At 67.2% G+C, this 10,873-nt stretch carries 8 protein-coding genes and 1 pseudogene; 3 read left to right on the top strand and 6 right to left on the bottom strand.

Annotation, left to right across the window (positions count from 1 at the left end):
- Positions 1-173 precede the first annotated feature (173 nt).
- From OK17_RS22405 to OK17_RS22395, 3 genes are read right to left on the bottom strand one after another with little or no spacing between them, the layout of a single operon-like run.
- Positions 174-1,496 (bottom strand): VOC family protein, encoded by a 1,323-nt coding sequence (locus OK17_RS22405; RefSeq protein WP_461418806.1) that lies wholly within the window; start codon positions 1,494-1,496, stop codon positions 174-176.
- On the bottom strand, positions 1,493-2,026 hold the full coding sequence (locus OK17_RS22400) for an RNA polymerase sigma factor (protein ID WP_232715956.1): 534 nt from the start codon (positions 2,024-2,026) through the stop codon (positions 1,493-1,495). Before OK17_RS22400 ends, OK17_RS22405 begins: the two co-directional genes overlap by 4 nt.
- A gap of 55 nt (positions 2,027-2,081) precedes the next feature.
- Positions 2,082-2,960, bottom strand: coding sequence for an alpha/beta fold hydrolase (locus OK17_RS22395; RefSeq protein ID WP_461418805.1), 879 nt, complete (start codon positions 2,958-2,960; stop codon positions 2,082-2,084).
- A gap of 69 nt (positions 2,961-3,029) precedes the next feature.
- On the opposite strand from OK17_RS22395, the gene OK17_RS22390 reads away from it, so the two are divergent.
- Positions 3,030-3,632, top strand: a complete 603-nt coding sequence (locus tag OK17_RS22390; RefSeq protein ID WP_461418804.1) for a TetR/AcrR family transcriptional regulator — start codon at positions 3,030-3,032, stop codon at positions 3,630-3,632.
- 4 nt (positions 3,633-3,636) lie between these two features.
- Here OK17_RS22390 and OK17_RS22385 read toward each other — a convergent pair whose 3' ends face one another.
- The 3 genes from OK17_RS22385 to betT are packed head-to-tail and all read right to left on the bottom strand — an operon-like array spanning position 3,637 to position 8,923.
- Positions 3,637-5,202, bottom strand: a complete 1,566-nt coding sequence (locus OK17_RS22385) for a GMC family oxidoreductase (protein ID WP_461418803.1) — start codon at positions 5,200-5,202, stop codon at positions 3,637-3,639.
- Positions 5,199-6,716: an aldehyde dehydrogenase family protein gene (locus OK17_RS22380; protein WP_461418802.1), complete on the bottom strand. Its 1,518-nt coding sequence runs from the start codon at positions 6,714-6,716 to the stop codon at positions 5,199-5,201. The genes OK17_RS22385 and OK17_RS22380 overlap by 4 nt, the downstream gene beginning before the upstream one ends.
- Complete coding sequence (gene betT / locus OK17_RS22375) at positions 6,713-8,923, bottom strand: choline BCCT transporter BetT (RefSeq protein WP_232715951.1); 2,211 nt, start codon at positions 8,921-8,923, stop codon at positions 6,713-6,715. Before betT ends, OK17_RS22380 begins: the two co-directional genes overlap by 4 nt.
- A 102-nt stretch (positions 8,924-9,025) precedes the next feature.
- Between betT and OK17_RS22370 the strand changes: the two genes are divergently transcribed.
- A complete protein-coding gene (locus tag OK17_RS22370) occupies positions 9,026-9,619 on the top strand; it encodes a VOC family protein (protein ID WP_461418801.1) in 594 nt (197 codons plus the stop codon).
- A gap of 276 nt (positions 9,620-9,895) precedes the next feature.
- A pseudogene (gene clpC1, locus OK17_RS22365) lies at positions 9,896-10,873 on the top strand (ATP-dependent protease ATP-binding subunit ClpC); the annotation flags it as partial.

Below are 10,873 nucleotides of genomic sequence, written 5' to 3'. Positions count from 1 at the left end.
CAACCAATCTAGATCACCCCACCGACAAACTCGGATTCTCATCCACAGGACCAGTGAGCTAATACATTGTGCGGCTGAATGATCAACCGATCTGAAATCGTGCGCGACATCAATCCGACGGTGAGACTTCGATCGAAGTCGCACCGTCGAAGTGAGGTCTAGGCGTCAGGCCCTCAGAACAACTGGCCGAGGTAGAACTGAGCTCCCTGGTCGTCGGCGCACCGGGCGGAGACGCCGTAGGGCGCGGTGCGCGGTTCCTCGAGGACGGTGCCGCCGGCAGCGCGGACACGTTCGACCGCCTCCTCGACGTCGTCGGTCACCCACATCGGCACCGCTACGGAAGTGTCGGCGCCACCGCCGATCCCGACCTGGGGTCGGCTGTCATCGACTTCCCAGCCGTCGTCGATGCGTCCGCCGTGGAAGGTCCAGCCGAGTACCGACCCGTAGAAGTCGCGGAAGCGGGCGCTGTCGGGGGTCATCACGGTCAGGTAGCTCATCGCCCCGATGCCGCGGGGGTGCTGGTCGGGTCGGGCGTCGCCGGGTTCGGGCGCGAACACCGCGAAACGCACGCCCTGAGCATCGACGGCGTCGATGACGCGGTGACCGTCGGGGCTCGTCCCGAACTCGCCTCGCCCGCCGGCCGCGACGATCCGCGCGTGCGCTGCCTCGAGGTCGTCGACGGCGTAGGCGCAGAACACCGTTGGCTCGCCGTCGGTCTCGAAGATGCCGAGCCGATGCCCGACGTTGGTCACGCGACGACCTTCGGGGTCGAACTCCCAGCCGAGCACTGCGGCGTAGAAACGTCGAGCGCGCGCGGCGTCGGGGATGTTCAGTGACATGTAGCCGATGTCGCCCTGACGAATCCGGTTGGAAAGCTGGGTCTTCGACGGCCCGGTCAGCATCCAGCGGTGTCCGAACGGGTCGACGATGACACCGGTGCGTGAACCGTACGCCTCGTAGGGCTCGCGGGTCACTGCGGCGCCCGCGCGTGACGCGGTGGTGATCGCGGCGTCGGTGTCGTCGACCTCGAGCATCAGGCTCACCGATACATGACCGGGGGCGGGCGCCCGCAAACCGAGGTCGGGGAACTCGCCGGCGAGATAGACGACCCCGCCGCCGATTTCGAGTTCAGCGTGCCCGATTGCACCGTCGTCCATGATGATCGGTTCGCCGCGGAGCCGAGCACCGAGGTTGGCGGTGTACCAGTCGATGGCGGCTTGCGGCTCTGCCACGGTGAGGTAGGGAAGTGCGCCGGGTCGCTCGACCACGGGCAGCGCGCTCGTCGCCTCCGCGGTAGCGGTCTCGTCGAATTGTGTTGCGGTGGACATGATGACTCCTTGCGGTAGGGTCGCCCCGCGTTCGAGTCGGTCGCGCAGGGACGCGGCGAAGTCGCGGTCGGGCTGGACAGGCTCGTCGAAGCCGGGGGTGTCGGCTGCGCGCAGTGCGTGCAACGGATCCCGTGCCTCGCCGAAGCGTGTGCTGTTCCGGGTGTTCATGCGTGACCTCCTCTCCCGCTGCTCTGGCGTTGTGGTTCGGGGTAGGCCGCGCGGAAGGCGCGCTTCGCGCGGGTGAGAAGCGCCTCGGTGGCACCGACCGTGCGACCGAGGATCTCGGCGCATTCGCCGACGGGAAGGTCGTCGACGTAGCGCAACGTGAGCACCGCGCGGTGGATCGGCGTCAGTTGCCCCAGCGTGTGGTGGGCGACCATGCGGTCGAGTTCGGTGTCCCACGGATCGTCCCCGTGGTCGGGTACATCCTCCACAGGTTCCGGCGTGCGTTGGGCGCGCCGCCAGTGATCGGCGAGCTTGTGCCGCGCGATCCCGATCAGCCATGGAGTGGTCGGTTCGGTGTCCCGGTGCCGGCGGACAGAGTCCATCGCGGCCAGGAAGGTCTCCGAGGTCACGTCTTCCGCAATACGTCGGTCCGCGCAGCGACGGACCACGAACCCGTAGACGGCCGGCAGTGCTTGGTCGTACACCGCCAGCAGTCCCTCTGGTCCGGAAGACGCCGGTTGGTCGCTGCTCACATCTTCATCGTCGTGCGCGGGCCCCGGAATCCGACGCCCTTCGGCGAAGTTTCTTTCAGCGCTTCGACGCTTGCGTCGTGAACGCCGCGATCTCCGAGGCCACCGCCTGCGGCTGGTCCAGCGAGACGAATGTCCGGGCGTCGGGGACCTCGACGAACCGGGCGCCCTCGCCGTGGGCTCCGGGGAAGACCGAGGCGAATCTTCGACCGTGTTCGAGAGTGAAACACCGGTCGTCGCGACCCCACACGAACCGGACGGGCAGGTCGACCCGCGACATGTGTGGGGTCACCGTGGCGAGCTGCGCCGGGCTGATCTCGCGCAGGAATGCGATGAAGTCGTCGCGGATGCGGGCGTCGTCCTGAAGGGGAGTGAACACCGAACCGGTGAGGTCGGGATCGGGATCGTTGAGCAGCAGGCCGACGCCGAGCGGGGAATGCCGCAAGGCCTTGATGCGCATCGCCTCGACGAGCGGCTTCAGCAGGAATCGTTGCCGCATCAACGTGAAATACAACCGAAACGGTTGCGGCGGAAACAGATCGAAGGCATCGCAATTGGTGAACACGAGGCGGCCGACGAAGTGCGGGTCCTCGTCGAGGGCGAACTGGGTGACCGCGCCACCGGTGTCGTTGGCCACCAGCGTCGCCGACGGCAGGTCGAAGTGCCCGACGAACTCGCGCAACAACCGGCTGGCGCCGCGAGGTGAACGGTCCGCATCCGGTCCCCACGGGATTCGGTGTGAACCGAGCGGCATCAGCGGAACGAGACACCGGTGGCCGCGCTCGGCGAGGAGCTCGGCGACCGGTTCCCACAGCCGGTGATCGACGACGGCCCCGTGCATGAAGACGATCGGCGGCAGGGCGGAATCGGCGGGTCCGTAGGTGGCGTACTCGATGACCCCGGACGGGAGTTCGACGGTCGGCAGCATGTTTGCCATGGCGAGGTCCGCTTCTCGTAGACTCGGTGAACTTACGAACACTGAGTATGAAAGTTACGTGCAGACTGTATGAAAGTCAATCGTCGGACCCAGGCCGAGCGAACGGCAGCGACCCGTGCGGCGCTCATCGCCGCAGGTCGCAAGCTTTTCGGTGAGCGCGGGTTCGCCGACGTCGGGACCCAGGAGATCGTCGACGAGGCGGGTGTGACCCGCGGCGCGCTCTACCACCAGTTCGACGACAAGAAGGGACTGTTCACCGCGGTCTACGACGCGGTGGAACAGGACGTGGTCGCGCAGATCGCCGAACGGTCCGCCGAACTCGCGGCCGACGACCCGATCGCCGCCCTCAAATCGGGCATGAGGCTCTTTCTGGAACTCTGCACCGAGCCCTCGGTCCACCGGATCACCCTCGTCGAGGCGCCGTCCGTCCTCGGTTGGGCGCAGTGGCGCGCACGCGGCGAGGAGTTCGGCTTCGCGCTCGTCGAGGGGCTGATCGAGGCGGCGATCGCGGCCGGACAGGCCGTCGACCAACCGACCCGACCGCTCGCCCACGTGGCCATCGGCGCGCTCGACGAGGCAGCGCTCTACGTCGCCGCGGCTGAGGACCGCGAGGCGGCGACCGCAGAGGTTGCCGCGGTCCTCGACCGCGTCGTCGACTCGTTCAGTAGTTGAGGATCTATCGCGCTGCGGCCACCAGCTCCGCGCACCGTTCCCCGACGAGCATCACGGTGATGTTCGGGTTCACGGTGGTGTGCTCGGGGAAGACCGACGCGTCGGCGACGCGCAGGCCGGTGACCCCCTTGACCCGCAGCTCGGGGTCGAGCGGCGACATGTCGTCGTCCGGCGGTCCCATCCGGACCGTGCCCACGGGGTGGTAGACCGTGTTGTGGGTGCGCCGGATGTAGTCGGCGAGTTCCTCGTCGCTGGTGGTGTCGGGGCCCGGATAGAGTTCGCGCGCAACCCATTCCTGCAGTGGTGCGGCCGCGGCGATCTCGCGTGCCTTCCGGAGACCGGCGGTCATGATCCGCATGTCGTAACCCTCGGGGTCGGTGAAGTACCGGGGATCGACGCGCGGCTTGTCGCGGAAGTCGCGCGACCGCAGCTTCACCGTGCCCCGCGATCGTGCATGGGTGACGTTCGGCGTCAGGCAGAAGGTGTTCTCGCTGGTGGGGTAGCCCTGGCGCAGGGTGTGCATGTCGAAAGGCACGCTGCCGTAATGCATCATCAGGTCCGGTCGGTCGAGACCGTCGTCGACCGTGGTGAAGATGCCGGCCTCCCACCACTGCGTCGACTCCTGCGTCATGGGCTTCTTCGTCTCGAAACCGATGACACCCTCGGGATGGTCCTGGAGGTGTTCGCCGACGCCGGGGGAGTCGACAAGGACGTCGATACCGTGCTGACGTAGATCCTCGGCCGGACCGATCCCGGAGAGCATCAACAGCTTCGGGGTGTCGATGGCACCGGTCGACACGATGACCTCACGGCCGGCCTCGATCCTCATGGTGCGGCCGAAAGCGTTGTCCGTGATGTCGACGCCGACGGCCCGCAACTCGCCGTCGACCTTCTCGATGACGATGTGCTTGGCCCAGGAGCCGGTGCGGACCGTGAGATTCGGGCGCTCGAGATTCGGGTGGAGGTAGCTGACCGACGAGGAGGCGCGCACACCGTCGGGGCGTCGGTTGATCTGGAAGAAGTTGGCGCCGTTGACGACCGTCGTACCGCTGTTGAACTCGGCTCGCGGGATGCCGACCGTCTCGCAGGCGTCGAGCACGGCGACACCGCACGGATCGTTGGGCGGCACCGTCATGATGTGGACCGGGCCGCTGCGGCCGTGGTGATCGCCGGGGGCGTCGTTGGTCTCGATCTGCGGGTAGAGGCGGTACAGCTCCTCCGAACCCCAACCCGCGCAACCGAAGTTGCGTTCCCAGGAATCGAGGTCCTCACGCGGTGCCCAGAAGGCGATACAGCTGTTGTGGGAACTGCAGCCGCCCAGCACTTTTGCACGAGCATGCCGCATGAAGTCGTTGCCGTTCTCCTGCGGTTCGATGGGATAGTCCCAGTCGTAACCGGACTCGAGCAGCTCCATCCAGCGGTCGAGTCGCAGGATCGCGTCGTCCCCGACGTCGGACGGGCCGGCTTCCAGGAGGCACACCGTGACCGACGGGTCCTCGGACAACCTGGACGCCACCGCCGCACCCGCCGAACCGCCTCCGACGACAACGTAGTCGTACGACTCACTCACTGCTGCTGTCCCTTCCGGTCCTCGAACCAGCCGGTCACACCCGGCCGGAGGTTCTCGTAGACGTGCTTTGCCTCGCGGTACTCGGCCAGGCCCGACGGCCCGAGCTCACGGCCGAAACCGGATTGACCGTAACCACCCCACTCCGCCTGGGGAAGGTAGGGCCCGAAGTCGTTGACCCACACCGTGCCTGCCCGGATTCGGCCGGCGATGCGTCGCGCACGAGCGGCGTCGGACGACCACACCGCGCCGGCGAGGCCGTAGACGGTGTCGTTGGCCAGCGTCACCGCCTCGTCCTCGGTGGTGAAGGTCTCGACGGTCACGGTCGGCCCGAAGGCCTCGTCGTGCACGCAGGCCATCGAACGATCGGCGCGGTCGATGACGGTGGGCAGGTAGAACCAACCGTCGTCGAGCTTCCCCGACCCCTGGTCGCCGGTGGCGAAGGCGCCGCCCGTACGGATCACCGCACCGTCGGCGCGAGCTTGCTCGACGTAGGCGTGCACCTTCTCGCGGTGGGCTTCGGAGATCAGCGGCCCGGTCTCGGTGCCCTCGCTGTAGGGGAGTCCGAGACGGATCTCCTCGGCACGACGGACCAATTCGTCGACGAACCGGTCGTGCGCGGACTCCTCGATGATGAGTCGCGCGCCCGCCGAACAGACCTGGCCGGAGTGCAGGAACGCGGCGTTGAGCGCGTTGTCCACCGCTGCCGCGAGCAGCTCGTCGGTGGCGCAGGCGTCGGCGAACACCACATTGGGGTTCTTGCCGCCGAGTTCGAGGGCCACCTTCTTCACCGTCGCCGCGGCCTCGCGTGCGATGACGCGGCCGGTCACGAGTCCGCCGGTGAACGACACCAGGTCGACGTCGGGATGCGATGACAGCGGCGCGCCCGCATCCGCCCCGGCGCCGAGGACGAGGTTCGCGACCCCGGCCGGAAGGCCCAGGCCGTCAAGGACTTCCAGCAGCAGGATCGAGGTGTGCGGAGTCAGCTCTGCCGGCTTCAGCACGAAGGTGTTGCCCGCGGCCAGCGCCGGTGCGACCTTCCACGCCGCCTGCAGCAGCGGATAGTTCCACGGCGTGATGAGACCGCAGACGCCGACCGGTTCGTAGACGATCCGCGAGTCCGCATCGGGCGACCCGGTGTCGACGACTCGACCGGCATCCTGGGCCGCCAGCTTGCCGAAGTAGCGGAAGCAGTTGGCGATGTCGGTCATGTCGATGTCCGACTCGTACGGCCGCTTGCCGGTGTCGAGCGTCTCGGCACGGACGAAATCGTCTCGGCGGGCGTCGATCTGATCGGCGACGCGCAGCAACAGATCACCGCGCTCGGCGGCCGGGGTGCCGCTCCACTCCCCGGCGTCGAAGGCACGTTGGGCGGCGGCGATCGCCGCCTCGGTGTCCTCCGCGGACGCCTCGGCCACCACGCCCACGACGGAATTGTCCGCTGGACAACGGATTTCGCGGGTCTTGCCGGACTTTGCGGCGCACCATCGGCCGTCGATGTAGAGAGTGTCGCTCATGGAGCGGGTGCTCCTTCCGGGTTGCTGTCAGGTATGTCCGTCTCTGCGACGGTACCGGCGTTCGCGGCGTCGCCGGCGGCGCCGCTGGTGTCGGGGTCGACCTCGGTGTGGTCGTGATGGTCGGCCGCCGAGTCGCGCAGGTGGAGATACCCGAGGTGTCGTTCGTATTGGTCGAGGATGTCGCCGATGATCTGCTCCCGGGTGTATCCCGACAGCGAATACCCCTGCGAGCCCTCGGTCAGATACACCTCGCACCGGAAGTACCGGTCGTCGGAACGCTGCGAACGGACCGCGTACGTGGGTGTGGGCGCGGACACCGGCCACACGCAGTATTCGAAGGCCGGGACGTCGGCCAGTTCGACGATGAGGCGAGGTGACGGCAGGCCCTCGTTGGCTTCCGATTCGTCGACGGTCGCCGAAACCCCTTCGCGTCCGAACTGCTCGGCGACCTCGTGCATCGCCGGGACCACCGTCGCCGTGATGAACTTGCGCGTTGCGACCCGACCCGGGAAGCGGAGGGTTCCGATCAGGCGTTGTCGCCAACTGCTCTGCTCGGTCGGGCCGCGTCCGACGGCGATCACCTTCGGCAGCGTCGCGCGGAAACTGTCGAGCTTGTAGGACTCGTTGCGCACCGCGCGTAGCAGGGAGATCCCGATCAGACCCAGTACGAACGAGAACGGCAGACCCATGATGACCGTCGCGGCCTGGAGGGTCAGGATCGACCCGTCGCCGCCGCCCGCGAAGAGCATCGACAGCGTCAGCAGACCGATGGCGACCGACCAGAAGATGCGCAGCGACGTCGAGCAATCCTCCATCGGACCGCTCAGGCGACTGGTGAAGTTGCCCATCACGAGCGATCCCGAGTCCGCGCTCGTCACGTAGAACAGCAGGCCGGTGATGGTCGCGATACCGATCAGCAGCGTCGCACCCGGGTACTGGTCGAGCAGCGAGTAGAAACCGGCTTCTGGTGTAGAAGCGGTGGTCTCGGCGAATTCCTGGTCGCCGCGGGCGACCGCCAGTGCGCTGTTCCCGAAGATCGAGATCCAGAGCAGGATGAAGCTGAACGGGACCACGAGAACGCCGAAGATGAACTGGCGCAACGTCCGGCCGCGCGAGATGCGCGCCAGGAACAGGCCGACGAAGGGTGCCCAGGCAACCCACCACGCCCAGAAGAACAGCGTCCAACCGTCGACGAACGCGCGGGCGTCGTTGCCGGGCTGCGGATTCACCTGATCCCAGGCGAAGGTGTCCATGGTGCGGTCGGCGAAGGTCGAGACGTAGTCGCCGGCGTTCTGGACCAGGCCGTTGAGCAGGAAGTCGGCGTCCTTGGCGACGGTGATGTAGATCAGCATCCCGATCGCGAGGATCACGTTGATCTCCGACAACCGCCGGATGCCCTTGTCCACACCGGAGGTCGCCGACGCGGTCGCGATCACCACCGACAGGGCGATCAGACCGATCTGCGCCGCCTTGCCCTGTTCGATGCCGAAGATCTCGCTGAGGCCGAAGTTCAGCTGTACGACGCCGATTCCGAGCGACGTCGCGATGCCGAAGATGGTGCCCAGCACGGCCGCGACGTCGATCGCGTCGCCCCACCGGCCCTCGACCCGCTTGCCGAAGATCGGGTACAGCGCAGCGCGGATGGTCAGCGGCAGGTTGTGCCGGAACGCGAAATAGGCGAGGGCGCCGCCCATGAGGGCGTACATGGCCCAACCGGTGACGCCGTAGTGGAAGACGGTCCACGTCACGGCCTCCCGTGCGGCGAAGTTCGTCTCCGCCGCGCCCGTCGGGGGATTGAGGAAGTGGGTGACCGGTTCGGCGACCGAGAAGAACATCAGGTCGATGCCGATGCCGGCGGCGAACAGCATCGAGGTCCAGGTGAAGAGGCTGTACTCGGGGCGGGACTCCTCCGGCCCGAGGCGGTACCGCCCGTATTTGCTGGCCCCGATGAAGACCACCAGGCCGACGATCGCGGTGGCGAGGATGAAGTACCACCAACCGAACCAGCGGGTGATGAAGTCGCGGACCTCGTTGATCACGCTCTCCGCCGCGGCGGGTGCCGCGAGCGCCCAGATCGCGAAGGCGAGCACGATGGCCGCCGACGCGACGAAGACGGTCAGATTGACCGTGCTCCGGGGTCGCGCCGGTTCCCCGGTGTCCGGGGTGGCAGGAGTGGACGGGACTGCAGGTCTCTCACCGGCACTCATGACGTATGACGCTAGCCTCTCCGAACTCGAGTGGTCGGGTGAATTGCCCGACTCGCCGATTGCCGGCGATGAATTCGGAGCCCCCACCCGGTCTGGATCGGTATGGCAACCGCAACGATCGGCTCACTGCTCCTCTCCAGCGACGACCCCGGGAAACTCGCGCGCTGGTACGCCACGGCGTTCGAGGCGAAGGTCGAGTCCACCGGCGACGGCGGACCCGGCTACGACGTCGTCGGACTCGACGGCTTCCACCTCATGTTCGACAAACGCGACGACGTGTCCGGACGCAACAGCGACGGCGCCCGCGTGATCCTCAACGTGGAGGTCGACGACCCGCGCGCCACTGCAGCGCGACTCGACGCACTCGGCGTCCAGTGGGTCAGACCTCTCGAGGAGCGCGACGGCAACTGGTTCGGGACGGCGATGGGTATCGCCGGGGTCCGCGTCAGTCGTCAGACGACGGTGATGGTCTACCCGAAGGACGATCACCGACCGGCGGAGTTCACCGTCCTCAACATCGCCGTCGACGACCTCGAGAAGACCGTCGACGATCTCGTCGGCAAGGGCGTCGGGATCCTGCGCTACGACGGCTTCGAACACGACGAACGGGGCATCGTGCGGGGTGGTGACGGGGAGCCGGACATCGCCTGGTTCACCGACCCGTCGGGCAACATCCTGTCGGTACTGTCGGCCTGAGCCCGCAACGTCCCCCATTCGGGGTGGTCCGGCGCCACGTTCGCTCTGGGCGTAGCGGACGGGGAACACAGCCCCGGCCTGCACAGTTGTACTGTGCACATCCCCGCCATCGCGGTCAATCCGTGCACTCTGCACGGGCGTTAACTGCAGGTACATCAGCGACGACCTCTAGAGTGGAAGCAGGCTGGTCGTCGCCTACCCGCACCGCGTTGTCCCGACCGGACACACGAGGTGGTTCTCGCGGCGGCCGGGGCGCTAGCAATGTGAGGGAGAACAATGTTCGAACGGTTCACCGACCGCGCGCGACGGGTTGTGGTTCTGGCCCAAGAAGAAGCGCGGATGCTCAACCACAACTACATCGGTACCGAGCACATCCTCCTCGGCCTCATCCACGAGGGCGAGGGTGTGGCTGCCAAGGCGCTCGAGTCTCTCGGGATCTCCCTGGAAGGTGTCCGCAGTCAGGTCGAGGAGATCATCGGCCAGGGCCAGCAGGCACCCTCGGGACACATCCCGTTCACCCCGCGTGCCAAGAAGGTGCTGGAGCTCTCGCTGCGCGAGGCCCTGCAGCTCGGCCACAACTACATCGGCACCGAGCACATCCTGCTCGGCCTCATCCGCGAAGGTGAGGGCGTCGCCGCACAGGTCCTGGTCAAGCTCGGCGCCGACCTCAACCGGGTCCGTCAGCAGGTCATCCAGCTCCTGAGCGGTTACCAGGGCAAGGAGCCGCAGGAGGCGGGCACCGGCGGTCGCAGCAGCGAGTCCGGCACCCCGTCCACCTCGCTGGTCCTCGACCAGTTCGGTCGCAACCTGACCGCTGCCGCCGCCGAGGGCAAACTCGACCCGGTCATCGGCCGGGAAAAGGAAATCGAGCGGGTCATGCAGGTCCTGAGCCGCCGCACCAAGAACAACCCTGTTCTGATCGGTGAGCCGGGCGTCGGCAAGACCGCCGTCGTCGAGGGTCTCGCCCAGGCCATCGTCAACGGCCAGGTCCCCGAGACGCTCAAGGACAAGCAGCTCTACACCCTCGACCTCGGTTCGCTGGTCGCCGGCAGCCGCTACCGCGGTGACTTCGAGGAACGCCTGAAGAAGGTCCTCAAGGAGATCAACACCCGCGGCGACATCATCCTGTTCATCGACGAGCTGCACACGCTCGTCGGCGCAGGTGCCGCCGAGGGCGCGATCGACGCCGCCAGCATCCTCAAGCCGAAGCTGGCCCGCGGCGAGCTGCAGACCATCGGTGCGACCACCCTCGAC

It is taken from the genome of Gordonia sp. GN26 (assembly GCF_054823965.1).
This window is presented reverse-complemented; position numbering and strand designations above follow the sequence as displayed.

What these genes read in the sequence shown, in the direction of transcription:
- OK17_RS22405 (WP_461418806.1), bottom strand. Translation starts at nt 1,496, where the DNA reads ATGAACACCCGGAACAGCACACGCTTCGGCGAGGCACGGGATCCGTTG.
- OK17_RS22395 (WP_461418805.1), bottom strand. Translation starts at nt 2,960, where the DNA reads ATGGCAAACATGCTGCCGACCGTCGAACTCCCGTCCGGGGTCATCGAG.
- OK17_RS22390 (WP_461418804.1), top strand. Translation starts at nt 3,030, where the DNA reads ATGAAAGTCAATCGTCGGACCCAGGCCGAGCGAACGGCAGCGACCCGT.
- OK17_RS22380 (WP_461418802.1), bottom strand. Translation starts at nt 6,716, where the DNA reads ATGAGCGACACTCTCTACATCGACGGCCGATGGTGCGCCGCAAAGTCC.
- betT (WP_232715951.1), bottom strand. Translation starts at nt 8,923, where the DNA reads ATGAGTGCCGGTGAGAGACCTGCAGTCCCGTCCACTCCTGCCACCCCG.
- OK17_RS22370 (WP_461418801.1), top strand. Translation starts at nt 9,026, where the DNA reads ATGGCAACCGCAACGATCGGCTCACTGCTCCTCTCCAGCGACGACCCC.